The 18,065-nt window shown below is 37.0% G+C and carries 17 protein-coding genes; 11 read left to right on the plus strand and 6 right to left on the minus strand.

The features are described 5' to 3' along the window. Window positions 1-116 precede the first annotated feature (116 nt). Complete coding sequence (locus CW736_RS01225; RefSeq protein ID WP_101014981.1) at window positions 117-881, minus strand: lipopolysaccharide kinase InaA family protein; 765 nt, start codon at window positions 879-881, stop codon at window positions 117-119. Window positions 882-977: 96 nt separating this feature from the next. Between CW736_RS01225 and CW736_RS01230 the strand changes: the two genes are divergently transcribed. Then, window positions 978-1,769 carry a glycosyltransferase family 2 protein gene (locus tag CW736_RS01230; RefSeq protein ID WP_101012182.1) on the plus strand — a complete coding sequence of 264 codons (792 nt, stop codon included), beginning with the start codon at window positions 978-980 and terminating at the stop codon, window positions 1,767-1,769. 1 nt (window position 1,770) lies between these two features. Here CW736_RS01230 and CW736_RS01235 read toward each other — a convergent pair whose 3' ends face one another. Further along, window positions 1,771-2,703, minus strand: coding sequence for a glycosyltransferase (locus CW736_RS01235; protein WP_101012183.1), 933 nt, complete (start codon window positions 2,701-2,703; stop codon window positions 1,771-1,773). 115 nt (window positions 2,704-2,818) lie between these two features. Here CW736_RS01235 and CW736_RS01240 point away from each other — a divergent pair, with 115 nt between their 5' ends. The 7 genes from CW736_RS01240 to CW736_RS01270 all read left to right on the plus strand — a co-directional run bounded on the left by CW736_RS01240 (window position 2,819) and on the right by CW736_RS01270 (window position 8,837). Continuing rightward, complete coding sequence (locus tag CW736_RS01240) at window positions 2,819-3,466, plus strand: L-threonylcarbamoyladenylate synthase (RefSeq protein WP_232735382.1); 648 nt, start codon at window positions 2,819-2,821, stop codon at window positions 3,464-3,466. A gap of 2 nt (window positions 3,467-3,468) precedes the next feature. Beyond that, window positions 3,469-4,896 carry a CCA tRNA nucleotidyltransferase gene (locus CW736_RS01245; protein ID WP_101012185.1) on the plus strand — a complete coding sequence of 476 codons (1,428 nt, stop codon included), beginning with the start codon at window positions 3,469-3,471 and terminating at the stop codon, window positions 4,894-4,896. 221 nt (window positions 4,897-5,117) lie between these two features. Beyond that, window positions 5,118-5,564 (plus strand): hypothetical protein, encoded by a 447-nt coding sequence (locus CW736_RS01250; RefSeq protein WP_101012186.1) that lies wholly within the window; start codon window positions 5,118-5,120, stop codon window positions 5,562-5,564. A 131-nt stretch (window positions 5,565-5,695) separates the two neighbouring features. Beyond that, window positions 5,696-6,931 (plus strand): peptidase T, encoded by a 1,236-nt coding sequence (pepT, locus tag CW736_RS01255; protein ID WP_101012187.1) that lies wholly within the window; start codon window positions 5,696-5,698, stop codon window positions 6,929-6,931. Next, a complete protein-coding gene (locus CW736_RS01260; protein WP_101012188.1) occupies window positions 6,928-7,452 on the plus strand; it encodes a hypothetical protein in 525 nt (174 codons plus the stop codon). The genes pepT and CW736_RS01260 overlap by 4 nt, the downstream gene beginning before the upstream one ends. A gap of 176 nt (window positions 7,453-7,628) precedes the next feature. After that, window positions 7,629-8,237: a hypothetical protein gene (locus tag CW736_RS01265; RefSeq protein ID WP_157810853.1), complete on the plus strand. Its 609-nt coding sequence runs from the start codon at window positions 7,629-7,631 to the stop codon at window positions 8,235-8,237. A 108-nt stretch (window positions 8,238-8,345) separates the two neighbouring features. Beyond that, entirely contained in the window at window positions 8,346-8,837 is a 492-nt protein-coding gene (locus CW736_RS01270) for an SRPBCC family protein (RefSeq protein ID WP_101012190.1), read from the plus strand. Between the two features lie 147 nt (window positions 8,838-8,984). Here the strand turns inward: CW736_RS01270 and yajC are convergent, their stop codons facing one another. The 4 genes from yajC to CW736_RS01290 form a co-directional block, all read right to left on the minus strand. Beyond that, the gene (gene yajC, locus CW736_RS01275) at window positions 8,985-9,287 is read right to left on the minus strand and encodes a preprotein translocase subunit YajC (protein WP_101012191.1); all 303 of its coding nucleotides are present in this window, start codon (window positions 9,285-9,287) and stop codon (window positions 8,985-8,987) included. Between the two features lie 12 nt (window positions 9,288-9,299). Further along, window positions 9,300-9,773, minus strand: coding sequence for a DUF1573 domain-containing protein (locus CW736_RS01280; protein WP_101012192.1), 474 nt, complete (start codon window positions 9,771-9,773; stop codon window positions 9,300-9,302). An 82-nt stretch (window positions 9,774-9,855) separates the two neighbouring features. Then, window positions 9,856-10,791 carry a transcription antitermination protein NusB gene (locus CW736_RS01285; RefSeq protein ID WP_101012193.1) on the minus strand — a complete coding sequence of 312 codons (936 nt, stop codon included), beginning with the start codon at window positions 10,789-10,791 and terminating at the stop codon, window positions 9,856-9,858. Window positions 10,792-10,921: 130 nt separating this feature from the next. Next, window positions 10,922-12,025 carry a Glu/Leu/Phe/Val family dehydrogenase gene (locus tag CW736_RS01290; RefSeq protein ID WP_101012194.1) on the minus strand — a complete coding sequence of 368 codons (1,104 nt, stop codon included), beginning with the start codon at window positions 12,023-12,025 and terminating at the stop codon, window positions 10,922-10,924. A 138-nt stretch (window positions 12,026-12,163) separates the two neighbouring features. Between CW736_RS01290 and CW736_RS01295 the strand changes: the two genes are divergently transcribed. From CW736_RS01295 to CW736_RS01305, 3 genes are all read left to right on the plus strand, one after another. Beyond that, window positions 12,164-13,927, plus strand: coding sequence for an ABC transporter ATP-binding protein (locus CW736_RS01295; RefSeq protein WP_101012195.1), 1,764 nt, complete (start codon window positions 12,164-12,166; stop codon window positions 13,925-13,927). A gap of 388 nt (window positions 13,928-14,315) precedes the next feature. After that, entirely contained in the window at window positions 14,316-14,699 is a 384-nt protein-coding gene (locus CW736_RS01300) for a PUR family DNA/RNA-binding protein (protein WP_101012196.1), read from the plus strand. A gap of 82 nt (window positions 14,700-14,781) precedes the next feature. Continuing rightward, complete coding sequence (locus CW736_RS01305; protein WP_101012197.1) at window positions 14,782-17,316, plus strand: M14 family metallopeptidase; 2,535 nt, start codon at window positions 14,782-14,784, stop codon at window positions 17,314-17,316. The last annotated feature ends 749 nt before the right edge of the window (window positions 17,317-18,065 follow it).

The raw sequence follows: 18,065 nt of genomic DNA on the forward strand, positions 1-18,065 counted from the left end.
TTATTACTTTTCCAATTAAATGAAGCCTTTTTTGAACCACATCGCAAAACTAAGGGGTTAGAAAAAGCAGAGGTTTAAGTCTAAAAAGTGAATTTTTTTAGCTTATCGAAAACCTTTCAACGCGTTCTATTAAAAATACCTTTTAATTTATGCTTCACGCGTTTCTTTTTATGAAAAGCTTTTTGAAATTCTATTGTGTATTTCCACATAGTCTCTATAGTTGTATGAGCGTCTTCATCAGAAAGTCGAGCATAAGCTGTCCCCATAACTTCATACATCCATTTTTTAGGAGACAGACGTTCAAAGTTTTTAAGTCTATCCTCGTAAGGAATATTATAAAACTTCATCCTATTGAGGTCTACTAAAGAAAAATGATAATTATTTCCGTCCTTCTTTATGAGCGTATTTCCTGGTGAATGATCTAAAAAATAAATTCCAGCGTCATGCATGTCGAACATAAATTTTGAAAACTGCTGCAGTATATTCACTTTATCTTGTAACTCCTCATCGTTCGTGATCTCCCGGTAGGTAAAATCATGCGCTGCATAAGCGCTGACATAGTAACTCTCCTGCAAGCCTACACCACTGAATTGCTCTAAATAAGCAATAGGTGACGGGGTTCCTATATTGTTTTTTACTAGATATTGTGCGTTGTAATAAGACCTGGCAGCCTTTGATTTTCTGAAAAACCTGTAGGCTATCTTGTTAATGAAATTAGGCGTTTTAAAGGATTTAACTACAAGCTTTCTATCATCGTAAGTAACAATTTTTATTTTATTGCGATCATCTCCTAACTGCTGGGTTGATTGATGAAATAAATGGAGTATTTCTTGAAACCGCTTTCGCGAAAGCGTGTTACTTACAAAGTTTTCTCTACTCATTTTATTTTTATCATTTTCAGACTGCAAAGAAACGGAAAAACCAGCAAATGGACAGAATTACTTAATATTGCAGTATACCAATTTTATATTTTTCAAATGTCTATAACATGTTCCCTAGTAACTCCTACTTACAACTGGCCTGAAGCGCTAGAATTGCTGCTATTAAGCATTAAAAGACAAAGTGTATTACCAGACGAAGTCATCATCGCAGACGATGGCTCTACTGAAAAGACCCTGGAATTGATTAAAGAATATCAAAAAGATTTTCCAGTTCCACTTATACATGTCTGGCATGAAGATCAAGGCAATCGTAAGCCAGCTATCATGAATAAAGCAATCGCAAAGGCAAAGTATGATTATATTCTAGAGATAGATGGTGATATTATTTTGCATAAGAACTTCGTTAAAGATCATCTTTCTATGGCTGAAGAAGGAGTTTACCTCTTCGGTAGCCGTGTCAATATTCAAGAGAAACATCTAGAAGACTTGTTTAAGAAGAAACAAATCGATTTTAACTACTTCTCTAAAGGTATTAAAAAACGCAATAGAACGCTGCGCATACCTTTCATAGCAAACAGAGCAAAAAAAGAAACAAAAAGGTCTGGTAAATTACGAGGCTGCAACATGTCCTTTTGGCGAGCAGACTTTATCGCTGTAAATGGTTTTAATGAAGAGTTAGTTGGATGGGGAATTGACGACAGCGAACTCATACAACGCATGATGAACAACGGTGTTCTAGGAAAGCGTATCAAACATAAAGGCATTGTTTATCACATCTACCATAAAGAACAAGACAAAAGTCAAGTGCATTTAAATTTGGAGATAGAAAAACAAATGGAAAGTTCTGGAACTACTTATGCCAGCAAAGGCGTAGATCAATATTTATAAGTTATTTTTCTTGAAGAACTTGTTTGCACCGCAAGGACTGATTTAAAGACCCACCCCTAAGTAAGGCAGTAAACAACTTTCGCTTTTTGGAACTGAATGGGCTGGTCAATAAATATTTGATCGTATAAAAATAAAGTAAAAAGCCATGGGCTAGTCGACCGTGATGTTTTTTAGTGAGGTATAATAGAGATAGTTTTTGCTCTATTTTTATATTTATATTTTTATCCGTAGACTTTCCTTGATAATGGATGTATGCTTGATCTGGATAATGATAAGTCTTCTCACCTAAGCAGGTAGCAATCCTTCTGCATAAATCGCTTTCTTCATAGTATAAGAATAACGCGGTATCAAGCCCTCCTACTTGATTAAAAGAACTCGCTTTTACAAACATAAAACTACCTGGTACATAACCACAGCTTACCGGATGTAAGTATATCTTTTTACGTTTTGGGTATTTTTTTGGATTGATCCACTCTAATACGTCCCTTTTCAATAACTGCCGCATAGGAGTGGCATGATGGTCTATAGAAGAGATTCTACCTCCATTCTCGCTCATCATTTGCGGTCCACATACACCAGCATCTGGCGTCGTATCCATGAATAATTTCAAATCAAAGAGCGTGTTTTCTTGAGTAAACAAGGTGTCATTATTAATAAATGCGTAATACTTAGAAGGAGAAGCAAAGTTGACACCTAACATATTACCGGCACCAAAACCAGTATTGATCCTACTTCGGTAAATCTTTATGGCGCTAGACTTCAATTGCTCTAAAGAAGTCTTAAGCAGTTCATAGTCTTCATATGCTGAACCATTGTCCACTACTATTATTTCATAAACAACAGTATCATTTGTTTTTTCAAGCAGCGATCTAATGGCCGCAACAGTAAATGTGGCACTATTATAATTGACATATATGCAACTAACATCTAGCATCTGGTAGGATTATTTAAGGTTCAAAGTTACGTGTTCAAATTCTATTTAAAAACAATAGTTTTAAGTTCGCTATAAAAAGCCGCTAATACAACTAGAAAAGTTAATTTTGCAACCTATGGCATACAGTGAAAGAAATAAAAACAGAAGAGACCAAGTTAGAGGTCGTAAGCCTAGTAAGGAGAAGCAAATCGAAGTAGAATTACCTCGAGAAGCCATCAACCTTGCAGTAACTCAATTGAAAAAGGGAAATACCATCATTTACCCTACAGACACCATCTATGGACTAGGTTGTGACGCTACTAACTACGACGCTATTGAAAGGCTAAATGAAATAAAGGGACGTGATATATCTACGCCCCTTATTGTTCTTGTAGATAGTTTCCAGATGCTGGATTCTATTATAGAAGATGTCCCAGACATGGCATGGGAAGTTCTTAAAGTGAATAAAAAACCACTTACCATTATCTACGACAGACCTAAAAACGTGGCAGAAAATGTAATTGCTCAAGACGGGACACTTGCCGTAAGAGTAACTAACGATCCATTGTGCAGGTCTATTATCAAGAAATTACGTAAACCTATCGTTTCTACCAGCGCAAATTTGAGCAAACACAAATCTCCTATTCATTTTGCTGATATAGGAGAAGAGCTACTTAAAAGAGTAGATCACGTCATGGACATTCCTCTCGTTCATAAAAACATCAAACCATCTTCTATCATGAAGATTTCCAACAATGGAATTATAGAAATCATACGCGAGTAAGCATGGATCAAAAAACACATTATCCTGAAGCGATTCAAGAAAACGTTTTTAGAACCTTGAGTCAAGCAGCAGAAGAACTCGAACTACCCGCTTATGTCATAGGTGGGTACGTCAGAGATTTTTTCTTAAAACGCGGTCAAAAAAAAGACATAGATGTAGTTGCGATAGGAAGTGGAATTTCACTTGCTCGTAAAGTAGAAGAGCTTTTACCACACAGTACAAAGGTGTCTATATTCAAGAATTTTGGTACCGCTATGGTAAAAACAGATGAGCTTGAGTTAGAATTTGTAGGTGCTCGTAAAGAAAGTTATGATAGAGGGAGCCGCAAACCAGTCGTTGAAGATGGCTCCTTAGAAGATGATCAAAACCGCCGTGATTTTACCATCAATGCCATGGCTTTTTCCTTAAATAAAAATAGTTATGGAGCCTTACTCGATCCTTTTAACGGGATGGGTGATCTCGATAAAAAAATAATACGTACCCCCCTAGATCCAGATATTACTTATAGCGATGATCCTTTGAGAATGTTGCGTGCCATAAGGTTTGCAGCACAACTCAACTTTAAAATAGAAGAAGGATCCTTTGAGAGCATCAAACGCAATGCCCACCGACTAAAAATTATCTCTAACGAGCGCATCGTTACTGAACTGCATAAAATCATGATGTGTGACGAGCCTTCTTTTGGCTTTTTACTATTAGAAAAGACAGGATTACTTCAGTTGATCATGCCAGAATTAATTGCTTTAAAAGGGATTGAAGAAGTAGAAGGACAGAAGCATAAAGATAACTTCTATCACACCCTGGAAGTCGTAGACAACATCTCTCGCAATACAGAAGACCTGTGGTTGCGCTGGTCGGCATTACTGCATGATATAGGAAAAGCACCAACTAAAAAATTCAGTAAAAAAGTAGGATGGACCTTTCATGGACACGAATTCAAAGGTTCAAAAATGGTATACCACCTTTTCAAAAGGTTAAAAATGCCTTTAAATGATAAGATGAAATTTGTACAGCTCATGGTACGCATGTCCTCAAGACCTATAGCGGTAATTGACGAAAGCGCTACAGACAGCGCTGTAAGAAGATTGGTCCATGATGCTGGAGAACACATAGAAGGTCTCATGACTTTGTGCGAGGCAGATATTACGACTAAGAATCCGCGTAGGTTCCAACAATATCATCATAACTTTAAACAAGTTAGAGATAAAATTGTAGAAGTAGAAGAACGAGATCATGTGCGTAATTTCCAGCCACCAGTGACCGGAGAAGAAATCATGAAAGCTTTTGATTTAAAACCATGTCGAGAGATAGGGCAAATCAAAATGGCAATTAAAGACTCCATTCTAGACGGAGTGATTCCTAACGAACACGATGCCGCTTACGAATTCATGATCAAAAAAGGGAAAAGTCTTGGCTTAACACCTCAGTAACTGAACGTATTTATAACCTGTCTTTTAAACACTATTTTTAAATGACTTTATAAATACCGTTATGGACAACTTGAAAATTATTTTAATGGTATTTCTTACAAAGCAATTGTTAGCCTACCATTAAAAGTTACTAACCTTTTTGATTTTAAGTAAAAAACGAGTTTCGGTAATCTAACTCGTTTTTTTTGTTCAACCCATCTTCATAAGTTATCTTTAGTGCTATGAAAAAAATATTTTTTCTTTTTTTACTCGTACTTATAAGCAGTATTTCTTGTGGACAAGAGTTGAACGGCGACGAATTAAAAGGTTTTAATTTATTTTTAATGCCAGCCCCGCAAATTAATATAACCTTAAGTCTGGACAGCAATAATATTGTTGATCCTAATACTGGTTTTTCTATTACACCAGGTGCCCAAACCATAGATATGATGGCAGTATATCAAGATATGAACTCCTTACAACCTAAACCTTATACCCCTAACTCCAACACAGATTTTGGGAGACTGCGTTTTAAAAGCGATAGCAAAGGCGTTAACTTATCTATCAACAATAACGACCGTTTTGCCAGAGAGTTCAGATCTACCAACCCAGCCTTTTTTGAAGCCAATAGAAATACAGCTCTTCACCGAGCTTATAATCCGTTGTCGGTTCATAATAATAATTGGTAACCGATCTGTATAGCACTTCCTTTTCGATCTATTTACCTTGATGATGTTAGCATATTTCAAGGTGTTTTTAATAATTCCGCTTTCGCGAAAGCGGAACCAACAACTATCTTTACACCACCTAATTAGAAGCCATGAAAAAGCAAGATATTCTTGAACGTTTTATCAGTTATATCAGCATAGATACAGAGTCTGATCCAATGAGCGACGCCACTCCTAGCAGCGAAAAACAATGGGAGCTTGCACGTAAATTACATCGAGAACTCCTGGACATGGGAATGAGCAATGTAAGTATTGATGAGAATGCCTACATCATGGCGACCCTGCCGTCTAATGTGGATCATAAAACACCTACCATAGGGTTTATATCTCATTTTGATAGCACTCCAGACTATACAGGTAAGGATATCAAGCCGCAAATAATTGAAGATTACGATGGTGGCGACATCCTTCTTAGAGGTTCTGATCTTGTGCTTTCACCAGATTATTTTGAAGATCTAAAACAATACAAAGGACAGACCCTTGTCACTACAGATGGAACGACCCTTCTTGCGGCAGATGATAAAGCTGGAATAACAGAAATCATGACGGCGATGAAGCATTTGATCGAGAATCCGCATATCAAACACGGTACTTTAAAAGTAGGTTTTACTCCTGATGAGGAGATAGGCCGTGGTGCGCACAAGTTTGATGTAGAAAAATTTGGTGCCGACTGGGCGTATACCATGGATGGAAGTCAAATAGGTGAATTAGAATATGAAAACTTTAATGCAGCTGGCGCTGTAGTTACTTTTTACGGTAAAATTGTACATCCTGGCTATGCAAAAGGAAAGATGATCAACTCCATGTATGTGGCACAAGATTTTATAGATTCTCTACCTAGAATGGAAACTCCTGAACATACAGAAGAATATCAAGGATTCTTTCACTTGCATGACATGAAAGGAGCGGTTGAGAAAACAGAATTGCACTATATTATTAGAGATCACGATAAAGAACACTTTGAAGCTCGTAAAGAAGTGATGCATAAACTGGTCCATGCTCTTAATGAACAGTACGATCGCAAGGCCGTAAGTATTGAAATAAAAGACCAATATTTTAATATGCGTGAAAAAATAGCCCCTGTAATGCATATTGTAGATGTAGCAGAACAGGCAATGAAAGATATAGGGATTGTTCCACTTATCAAACCTATACGTGGTGGCACTGATGGATCTCAATTGAGTTATATGGGTTTGCCTTGCCCTAATATTTTTGCAGGAGGTCACAATTTCCACGGACCGTATGAATACATACCTGTAGAAAGTATGATCAAAGCGACCGAAGTGATTATACGTATTGCTGAGCTTGTAGGTGAAGAGAAAGTATGAAAAGTTTACAACTAGAACAGTCCTTCAGTGGACATCAAAAAGTCATGATAGGATTAGGAACCATTACATTCTGTATCAAATCATTTAACGCACTTAATAATTTGGACTATACGGCTCCAGCATGGATAAATGCATTGCCTTTTATTTTGATAAGTATTCTATTCATAGGAATCTTCTTTTTACAAAACGGCTTTATCGCTTATGGGAATGACAAAGTAGCGCGTGCCTGGTTTTGGTATACGCTTCCCGTTTGGAAGAAAGAAATTGATCAAAAAAAGTATCCAATAATCAGTACATTAAAAATGGGTAAGAAACAAAAATTAGGATTTACCCTTGCTGTGAACCCAGATCTTGCTGTTGACTATTCTTCCTATGACATTACTTCTTTAAATTACAACCACACTATTAAAGACAGACATGTGATTTTAAAACAAGAGCATCAGGCAAAGAATGCCATTCTATTTTTATTGAATCACAGTATATTAAAAGAAGAATTTTACAGTCCTGATTTTAGCAGATAGCTGGCTTTATACAACAGTTGTAACAAGCTACAGTTTCCAACATTATGTTGCAACTACCTGATCGACAAAATGTTGTTTTTGAAAATATAATACGATAATTTGAGGAAATAAATTATTATATCACGCAACTATTTTATCTTTCATGCATCTTAATCCAACAAATAGATACTATGAATATGAAAAAAATCCTAATAGTCGTAGCAGCTTTCCTGATGACAGCAACGGCTTATGCCCAAGAAAAAGAACCCCTTGAAGAAACTGATAGTCAGAAACGACTCAATCAATTCAACGAAGTTAAAAAGCATGAAGTCAGTCTTGATGTTGTTGCAGCTATAGCCGGTTTAGGAATTAACCCTAGATATGAATACGTATTAGGAAGGTACTCTGGTGTAGGAGTAGATCTTAACATTGGAATTTTGGATGACGCTGATGGTTTTAATTATTACGAGACTTTCAGTATCACGCCTTATTACAGGCAGTACTTTTTCTCAAAAGAAGACTATGGTGCCAAAGGTTTTTATGGAGAAGGATTTGCAAAAGTTTTTACCTTTGAAGATGGTTACTTTGAAATAGATCTTTTTGGATCTGGCCGTAATGTGACGGAGTCTTATACCGAAGCTGCTCTAGGCGTAGGAATAGGATGGAAATGGGTGAGTGATAGTGGCTTTCTTATTGACCTAGGCTTTGGTATAGGTCGTAATTTAGGTCTTGCAAACGATCCACAAGGATATGATTTACCCGAAGTAACTGGACGTGGTGGTGTCAACTTCGGTTGGAGGTTTTAACCCTTAAAACCTATTACTTTATAAAACATAAAACGAGCCTCGAGGCTCGTTTTTACTTTACTTTTGTACACGGTTATCATCATAACTTATTTTACCTATAAAAAAATAATGCCAAAACTACACCTAGAAACAACTATTAACGCACCTATAGAAAGGGTCTTTGATCTAGCAAGAAGCATTGATTTGCACCTGCTCTCTCTAAAACACACTCATGAAAAAGCAGTGGCTGGAAGAATGACTGGTCTGGTAGAAAAAGGGGAAACAGTCACTTGGAGAGCTAGGCACCTGGGAGTTACTCAAGAACTCACAAGCCTCATCACAGATGTGGAACCACATCATTATTTTGCAGACGAATTGGTAAAAGGAGCTTTTCAACATTTTAAACACGAACACTTTTTTGAGCAACTGGAAGATGGTCGTACGTTGATGAAAGATATATTTGATTACAGGTCACCACTAGGTGTTTTAGGAAAACTAGCTGACGTTCTTTTTCTAGAAAAGTACATGACCAAGTTGTTAGAACAAAGAAATAGCAGTTTAAAGGAGATTGCTGAGAATCAGAGGTGGAAAGAACTTCCTGGGATGGAACAGCATTTATAAAACTTTCTAATTTAGTAAAAGCAAACCATATCCAATACATGAATATACCGCAAACCTAAAAGCGCATCTGCTATGCAGCAGATGAACGATTCAACACAAAAAAAGCCCTTGATTTCTCAAGGGCTTTGTAAATAAATAGTGCTATTCTTAATTTTCTTTAGCGACCACGGTCTCATTCAGTTTCTTAGAAAGCTCTGCTGAAATAGAACTTCTTTCAAAAGTCATCTTACCAGCTCCAGTTTCTATTAACACAGTTCCTTTATCAGCATTGATCTGATTTACTTTACCGTGAATTCCACTGGTGGTGATTACTTTATAACCAACTTTGAGTGAGTCTGCAAACTCTTTTTCTTCCTTACGCTTCTTGGATTGTGGTCTCATTATTAAAAAATAAAAGACGACAATGATAAGCAGGTAAGGAGCAAAATTTAATATCGTATTAGTGTCCATTAAAACAGTTACTTATGCGTTAGGAGCAGCAGCTCGCGCCTTAGGAGTTACAAAACCTTTGATACGGATAGATTCCGTTCCAGACTCTGTATTTGCCTTAATAGTTACCGTCTTCGTTTGCGCGTTAGGCTTTCCATTAGTATTGAATTTTACTAACATACTACCTACAGCACCTGGAGCGATAGGCTCTTTAGACCAAGTAGGAACAGTACATCCACAAGATCCTTTTGCATTTACTACAATAAGTGGAGCATTACCTGTATTGGTAAATTTGTATTCATGCTCTACTACAGCGCCTTCCTCTACAGTACCGAAATCATATTCAGTCTCCATAAAAGTCATTTCTGGAAAATTACCAGCAACTTCTTTGTTTGCTGCAGCTGCAGTAAGGTTTTCTTGATCAATTGAAGCAGATTCTGCTTTCTCGTTACAGCTTGTTAAAGCCATTGTAGCAACAGCAGCTACCATTAAAACTAATTTTTTCATCTTATTTTTATTTAATATTACTTATAAATGTTCAACAAATGTAATTAAAAACATTCTTGAAACCAACGTCATTAACAATAGGTTACATCAATCCTCTCCCCATTTTATTTAATTCATCACTTTTCTCAAATTCTTTCAAAAGATTATCGAGAATTCCGTTGATGAAAGTGGCGCTTTTAGGCGTACTGTAATCTTTTGCTATTTCAAGGTATTCATTAAGGGTTACCTTCACTGGAATATCTGAAAAATAAAGAAACTCAGCCTGTGCCATCATGATCAGCACCAAATCAATTTGAGCGATACGCTCGGTATCCCAATTAGGCGTTTTACCTACTATACGGCCAGAAAGTTCATCTATATTAAGAATCGTTTTTCTAAAAAGACTCATGGTAAACTTAGCATCTGAATCATCCTTGAATAGTGCCGGTAGCACCACATCCTTAGCAGGCTTCACTTTACGTAAAAACTGAATAATAGTCGAGTTGATCAAAGGATAGTCATCTGTCCAAGTGATGTTGACATCTTCTAGATAATCCATCAATTCATCGCTAGGGGCAATGATATCTTCATAGATATATGTCAAGAATTTTAAATCCTTTTTTACCGACGGCTCGTCGTCCATCGCATACACCACAAAGGTTTTACTTTCTTGAATTTTGTTGTATAGATTTTCAACATACTTAGAATCCAAATGCCATGGATTTAAGTTGCGTTGTTTTAACGCATCTTTTAAAGCCTCACTTTCTCTCAGTTTCAAGAGGATTTTATTATCGATAAACTGTCTTGAAGGGTTGTGTTCTACACTTTTAGAAATACGTTGCTGCTTTTTGGTATGCTTATCTACAGCAACTTCATGAATCTTCACTAGTAATTGCGCCATATAAAGGAACAAGGTGTACGATTGCGTCATACTGGAGTTGATAAACTTTTCAAGATCTTTAAGATCGTCTGGGCGTTGACGTTGAAAAGAAAAAACTGCTTGCATGACTTTGATGCGTAACTGTCTTCTGGTAAGCATAAGAACGATTTGTTTGTTTACTTAAGCGGGCTATCTGATAGGTTAGCTTTCGCGAAAGCGGAGTTATAATAACTTAAACCTGGTTTCTATTTCTAAAAACCAGGCAAAAATACTGTTTTAAAATGGACTACTATCCCTGATGTTCGTGTTTTCTAGCTGCAATACGTGCCTGAGCAATTTCTAAAGCAGCTTTATGTGTAGTAACACCAGATTCTTTAGCTCTGTTGAGAATTTCTATAGTTGTTGTGTATATATTCTCTGTTTTTCTCATGATTTCTGTACGGTCATAACCTTCCAGCTCTGCGTACACATTGATGATCCCGCCCGCATTTATTAAAAAATCAGGAGCATAAACAATACCTCTTTTTTGTAAAAGAGTCCCATGCTTCACCTCATCTGCTAACTGATTATTTGCTGCACCTGCGATGATGGACGCGGTAAGTTTATTAATGGTTTGATCATTTATCGTGGCTCCTAAAGCACATGGAGCATAAATATCCATATTCTCAGAATATAAGTCGTTTCCACCATAGATAGTGGCACCGTATTTATCGCGTACTTCTTCCAGTCTTTCTTGATTAAGATCTGCAATAACAACTTCTGCTCCTTCTTGTGTCAGATACTCTACCAGTGTTTCTCCTACATTACCTATTCCTTCTACATAGATTTTTTTATCTTCTAGAACATCGCTTCCATACTTAAAGTGAGCGGCTGCTTTCATTCCCATAAAAACACCATAAGCCGTAATAGGAGAAGGGTTTCCAGCCCCACCTTTATCCTGAGAGATACCAGTGACATATGGTGTTACCTCACGCACGGTGTCCATATCTTCGGTAGTCATTCCTACATCTTCAGCCGTGATGTAACGACCACTTAAAGAATGTACAAATTCACCAAATTTACGCATCAACTCGGGTGTTTTTTGAGTTTTTGCATCACCTATGATGACCGCTTTTCCTCCACCTAAATTTAATCCAGTTATAGCACTTTTAAAGGTCATGCCTCGAGAAAGCCTCAACACATCATTAAGTGCCGCCCATTCATTTTCATATTGCCACATACGTGTACCACCTAATGCTGGACCTAATACTGTATTATGAATACTGATGATGGCTTTCAATCCTGTATCTTTGTCGTTGCAAAAAACGATTTGCTCGTGATCATCAAATGAAACCTGACCGAAGACAGGATCTTGACGAATTAATTTATCTAATGAGTCAAATTCTTGAGACATAAAAAAAGTGTTTATGAGCTTTTCTATTTGTTATTAAAAAGCTTGCAAAAATAACCTCATTTTAGGGATTTAGCAATTTACCATGCTTAATTTACCCCCCAAATAAAAAATAATTTCTCAAAGGAAATTCGATCGTAAATGAAAGAACTTAAAAAACTCAATGTACTCTTTGTCAAATACAAATGGCAACTTATAGGCGGGATTATTGTAACCATCATATCTCGCGTCCTTTCTCTTTTTTTACCGAAGTATGTGGGTAAAATTATTAATCTATTGAATGATTATGATAAAGGCAACATCACTGATAAACAAATGCTACAAGATGACCTGACCTTGTACATCCTTATTATCATAGGAACTACCTTACTTGCCGCCATACTTACTTTTGTCATGCGTCAGTTGATCATTGTAGTTTCTAGACACCTGGAATACGATCTAAAAAACATCGTCTACCAGCAATACCAGAGACTTTCTTTGGGTTTTTACAAACAGAATCGCACAGGAGATTTAATGAATCGCATCAGTGAAGATGTCTCCAAAGTACGCATGTACATGGGACCAGCGATTATGTACAGCATCAATATGTTAACGCTATTTGCTGTTGTTATCCCTGCGATGATCGACACCGCTCCTACCCTTGCTATATATACGATTATTCCTTTACCAATACTTTCTGTGGCGATATACGTGATTAGTCGAGAGATCAACAAGCGTTCTACCTTAGTACAAGAATATCTTTCTAATTTAAATACGATATCTCAAGAATCTTTTAGTGGTATTTCTGTCATCAAAGCTTACAACCTCGCTCCACAAATGACAGAGCAGTTTACAAAAGTGGCTAATGACAGTAAGGATAAAAACATTGATCTTGCCCGCATACAAGCTTTATTCTTCCCATTAATGGTACTCCTTATAGGTTTGAGCAATATTATGGTCATCTACATAGGAGGAAAACAAGTCATTGATGGTACCATTGACGTAGGAACCATTCCAGAATTCTTGATCTATGTCAACATGCTTACCTGGCCCGTTGCTGTCGTAGGTTGGGTAACCAATATGATACAGCAGGCAGAAGCCTCTCAAAGAAGAATCAACGAATTCTTAGATATTGATCCAGCCATAAAAAATCTTAATGAATCAGAAACTCCAATTCAAGGAACGATCACTTTTGAAAAAGTGAACCTCACTTATGACGATACCAACATACACGCTTTAAAGGATATTTCTTTTGAAATAGAAGCAGGAAAAACACTAGCTATTCTCGGTAAAACAGGAAGTGGAAAATCGACTATTTTAGAACTCATAGGCAGACTTTACGATATTGATAATGGTTCCTTAAAAATAGACGGTAAAGAAATCAATAGTTTAAACTTAGATAACTTGAGGTCTGCAATAGGTTATGTACCTCAAGATGCTTTCTTATTTTCTGATACGATAGGTAACAACATCGCTTTTGGTAAAAAAGATGCCGCTCAAGAAGAAATAGTAGCTGCTGCAAAGAATGCAGTAGTCCATAAAAATATTACCGATTTCACTAAAGGTTATGAAACCGTTTTAGGAGAACGAGGTATTACTTTAAGCGGCGGACAAAAACAACGGGTCTCCATCGCAAGAGCCATTATCAAGGAACCACAAATTTTATTGTTTGACGATTGTTTAAGCGCAGTAGACACAGAAACAGAAGAAAAAATCCTGAATAACCTTAAAAAAATCACTCACAACACCACTACTATTATAGTGAGTCACAGAGTAAGTAGTGCCAAAAACGCCGATCACATTATCGTACTCGATGAGGGTAACATTATTGAACGAGGAAGTCACGAGTCTCTCTTAAATGACAAAGGTTATTATGCAGAGCTTTTTGCTAATCAAATGTTAGAGGAAGAAGGGAACATCGATTAACGATTATAGGTTTTTAGCTCTTAGTAATAGACTCTGAAAATCGGTAATGGGAAAATTAAAAAATCATATTGGTAAATTTTTTGCCCCTCCTTGTTAGGTCCTACTCATTTCATTCAAGTCCTCCATAAAAAGGTGTTTTCCAATCGCAAGGCCTTCTTACAGCAGGTGATCGCGACACTTCTTTCATTTCCCCAGAGTGGAGTAAGCATGTAATAGCTATTTTCCAGAGTGTCACTGAGAATTTAAACCAGTTGGATACAGAAAATACAATCAGCCACTTGGATAACAGACTGTAATACAGTATTTTACTACATTAAAGCTTTATAAACTTTTCTTTTTGTCTTTTTTTTCTATTTTTGAACATATCTAACCCTACTTTAAAAGAATTATGAGCGATAGAGATTACCAAGAACAAGAAGAGATTTTTTCAAAAGTAGTGCGAGCAGGAAGGCGTACTTATTTCTTTGATGTAAGAGCTACAAAAGCAGATGACTATTACCTAACCATTACAGAAAGTAAAAAATTCACTAATGACGACGGTAGTTTCTATTTTAAGAAACATAAAATTTACTTGTACAAAGAAGATTTTCAAGAGTTCGGTGATACCTTAAAGGAAATCACAGACTTTATTATAGATAAAAAAGGAGATGAGGTTATTTCTGACCGTCATCAGACAGACTTTAAAAAGGAAGAAGCTCAACCAGCGCAAGATGACGCTGCAGCGCCTAACGATCCAGCAAGTTTTACAAATATCAATTTTGAAGATATCTAGTAATTAAATGTTCTATGCCTAAAGCCTTTCTACGTGAAGGGCTTTTTTTTTATTTTTATACTCTTACCATTAAAACCGTATTATGAAAAAAGTGATGTTGCTTTTGTTGGTTCTCACTTTTTGTTGTTCCGCTTTCGCGAAAGCCCAACAACAAAAAGAGCTGCCAGTACAAACCTTAATAGACCCTAGTCTTAATTATTACCTACCAGAAGGTGTTTCCTACAACCCTGAGATTCCAACACCACAAGAAATCATAGGTTTCGTTCCTGGAAAATGGCACGTGAGTCATGACAAACTGGTACAATACATGCAAGTTCTTGCAGAAAAGTCTGATCGTTTTACGATTGAAAATCGTGGGACCACCTATGAGGACAGACCGCTTTACTTACTTACAGTGACCAGTCCAGAAAACCATAAAAATATTGATCAAATAAGAACAGATCATATTGCTGCGACCAATAAAGAAAACGCAGATAACACCAACGCTCCTATAGTGGTATACCAAGGATTTTCTATTCATGGTAATGAACCTAGTGGCGCTAACGCATCATTACTTCTCGCCTATCATCTAGCCGCTGCACAAGGTCCAGAAATGGAAGCCTTGTTAAAAAACACCGTCATTCTTCTGGACCCTAGTTTAAATCCAGATGGATTGCAACGTTTTGCCAGTTGGGTAAATCAACATAAGAGTAAGAATGTAAATCCAGACACTTACGATAGAGAATATAATGAAGTATGGCCGGGTGGACGTACCAATCATTATTGGTTTGATATGAATCGCGACTGGTTGCCTGTGCAATTACCAGAATCGCAAGCGCGTATAGAAACTTTTCATAAATGGTTGCCTAACATTTTGACAGACCATCATGAAATGGGAACCAACTCTACCTTCTTTTTCCAACCAGGAATCCCATCCAGAACACACCCACTGACTCCCGCGATGAATCAAAAGCTAACCCGTCAAATAGGTAATTACCTCGCTGAAGGTTTTGATGAGATAGGCTCGCTGTATTACACAGAAGAAGATTACGACGATTTCTATTATGGTAAAGGATCTACTTTTCCAGATATCAATGGTTCTATAGGAATTCTTTTTGAGCAAGCCAGTTCTCGTGGTCATGCTCAGAATTCTGATAATGGCGTTCTTACTTTTCCGTTTACCATAAGAAACCAGTTTACGGCAGCTTTAAGTACTCTAAAAGCGGCAACCGGCATGCGTAAAGAACTACTGGATTATCAAGCTCAATTTTACAAAGACGCTAGAAAGGAAGTTTCTAATGAAGCCATCATCTTTGGTGATCATACAGATGCTGGCCGTACCGATGCCCTTGCAGAAATATTATCAAGACATAAAATAGAAGTGCGCTCATTAAAAAATGACGTTTCTAAAAATGGCAAAACCTATAAAAAAGGATATGCTTACCTAGTTCCTAAAAACCAAAAAAACTCTCGTCTGATCAACGCGATGTTTGAAAAGAGAACAACGTTTCAAGACAGCTTGTTTTATGATATCAGTGCGTGGACATTCCCGCTGGCTTTTGATATGGATTATGATGAAAATGCCGACTTGAGCAATGGCATTACAAGGAACTCCAATACTGGTATAAACCAAATAGAAATTTCTGACTATGCCTATTTAATGCCTTGGAATGAATACTACACACCTAAAGCTTTAAATACATTGCTATCAAAGGATATCAGAGCTAAAGTAGCTATGAAGCCTTTTTCCCTAAACGGTAAACAATATGATTATGGCACCATACTTATTCCAGTTCAGAATCAAAAAATGAACACTTCAGAATTGCGTGATGTTCTCGGGGATATTTCGACTGATGCTAAAGTTGATTTTTACGGAGTCCCAACAGGGCTCACCGAAGGAATTGATTTAGGCTCACGTCAATTCAGAGCCCTTACCCAACCTAAAATCGCCTTGTTAGTAGGTGAAGGTATCAACCCTTCTGATGCCGGTGAGATCTGGCATTTGATGGACCAGAAATACGATATTCCTATAACTAAAATTGATCTTCAAGACATTAATCGCAAGGATTTGAGTCGATACAATACGATTATCGTTCCTGCTACTTACGGTAGCCCAGAAAATGAAGTAATCGATCAACTGAAAGAATGGACACGTGCTGGAGGTACTTTAATAGGTTATCGCAGTGCATTAAGCTGGATGAGTAGTTCCAAATTGCTACCCCTTAGCTTCAAAAAAACAGAAAACCCCGTTGAAAACATCACTTTTGAACAGCGTAGCGACCATAGCGGTGCACAAAGAATAGGTGGAGCTATTTTTGAAACAAAACTAGACCGCTCTCATCCTATAGCTTTTGGGTTTAAAGATGATCAGTTGCCTATGTTTAGAAACACTACGCTGTTTGTAGAATCTCACAAAGACAGTTACCGCAACCCTATCAAATACACAAGCGATCCTTTAATGAGTGGTTATATCTCTGATATTAATTTAGAGGCATTAAGAAGCACAGTGCCATTTCAACATAATAATTATGGCCGTGGAAATGTGATTGGTTTTACTGATAACACGCAGTTTAGAGCTTTCTGGTATGGAACTAACAAGTTGTTGATGAATGCTATTTTCTTTGCTAAAGAGATGTAAGATTAGGTGATTAGGTGATTAGGTGATTAGGTGATTAGGTGATTAGGTGATTAGGTGATTAGGTGATTAGGTGATTAGGTGATTAGGTGATTAGGTGATTAGGTGATTAGGTGATTAGGTGATTAGGTGATTAGGTGATTAGGTGATTAGGTGATTAGGTGATTAGGTGATTAGGTGATTAGGTGATTAGGTGATTAGGTGATTAGGTGATTAGGTGATTAGGTGATTAGGTGATTAGGTGATTAGGTGATTAGGTGATTAGGTGATTAGGTGATTAGGTGATTAGGTGATTAGGTGATTAGGTGATTAGGTGATTAGGTGATTAGGTGATTAGGTGATTAGGTGATTAGGTGATTAGGTGATTAGGTGATTAGGTGATTAGGTGAAAATTAAAAATGATAAGAAATACGACAAATATTTCAATCTTTTTATAAATAATCATTCTCTACTAAGCCAGTGCTCGACCCAGCATTTGGAAAGTAATTGGTTATTCAAGTTCAAATTCGAGTTCGATTTCATTTTACCGCTTCTTTCCCCGTCCCTAAAGGTGGAAGCTATTCTTTTATTCAATTGTCATTCCGCTGCAGAGCGGTATCGGATGTTACTATCTCTATCTCATCAACACCCGCAACACCCATCCCAACCTTCCCTCAAGGGAAGGAGTTTTACTCCTTTTCAAGTTCAGGTTCGAGTTCGAATTCGAGTTCGAGTTCAAGTTCAACTTGAATTTGATTTTGATTTTAGTTTTG

The sequence above is a fragment of the Nonlabens sp. MB-3u-79 genome (genome assembly GCF_002831625.1).
Classification (GTDB): Bacteria; Bacteroidota; Bacteroidia; order Flavobacteriales; family Flavobacteriaceae; genus Nonlabens.

Coding starts and splice junctions, on each gene's coding strand:
- CW736_RS01240 (WP_232735382.1), top strand. CDS start 2,819: ATGGCATACAGTGAAAGAAATAAAAACAGAAGAGACCAAGTTAGAGGT.
- CW736_RS01245 (WP_101012185.1), top strand. CDS start 3,469: ATGGATCAAAAAACACATTATCCTGAAGCGATTCAAGAAAACGTTTTT.
- CW736_RS01250 (WP_101012186.1), top strand. CDS start 5,118: ATGAAAAAAATATTTTTTCTTTTTTTACTCGTACTTATAAGCAGTATT.
- CW736_RS01285 (WP_101012193.1), bottom strand. CDS start 10,791: ATGCTTACCAGAAGACAGTTACGCATCAAAGTCATGCAAGCAGTTTTT.
- CW736_RS01305 (WP_101012197.1), top strand. CDS start 14,782: ATGAAAAAAGTGATGTTGCTTTTGTTGGTTCTCACTTTTTGTTGTTCC.
- CW736_RS01230 (WP_101012182.1), top strand. CDS start 978: ATGTCTATAACATGTTCCCTAGTAACTCCTACTTACAACTGGCCTGAA.
- CW736_RS01235 (WP_101012183.1), bottom strand. CDS start 2,703: ATGCTAGATGTTAGTTGCATATATGTCAATTATAATAGTGCCACATTT.
- CW736_RS01295 (WP_101012195.1), top strand. CDS start 12,164: ATGAAAGAACTTAAAAAACTCAATGTACTCTTTGTCAAATACAAATGG.
- yajC (WP_101012191.1), bottom strand. CDS start 9,287: ATGGACACTAATACGATATTAAATTTTGCTCCTTACCTGCTTATCATT.
- pepT (WP_101012187.1), top strand. CDS start 5,696: ATGAAAAAGCAAGATATTCTTGAACGTTTTATCAGTTATATCAGCATA.
- CW736_RS01260 (WP_101012188.1), top strand. CDS start 6,928: ATGAAAAGTTTACAACTAGAACAGTCCTTCAGTGGACATCAAAAAGTC.
- CW736_RS01300 (WP_101012196.1), top strand. CDS start 14,316: ATGAGCGATAGAGATTACCAAGAACAAGAAGAGATTTTTTCAAAAGTA.
- CW736_RS01225 (WP_101014981.1), bottom strand. CDS start 881: ATGAGTAGAGAAAACTTTGTAAGTAACACGCTTTCGCGAAAGCGGTTT.
- CW736_RS01270 (WP_101012190.1), top strand. CDS start 8,346: ATGCCAAAACTACACCTAGAAACAACTATTAACGCACCTATAGAAAGG.
- CW736_RS01290 (WP_101012194.1), bottom strand. CDS start 12,025: ATGTCTCAAGAATTTGACTCATTAGATAAATTAATTCGTCAAGATCCT.
- CW736_RS01280 (WP_101012192.1), bottom strand. CDS start 9,773: ATGAAAAAATTAGTTTTAATGGTAGCTGCTGTTGCTACAATGGCTTTA.
- CW736_RS01265 (WP_157810853.1), top strand. CDS start 7,629: ATGAAAAAAATCCTAATAGTCGTAGCAGCTTTCCTGATGACAGCAACG.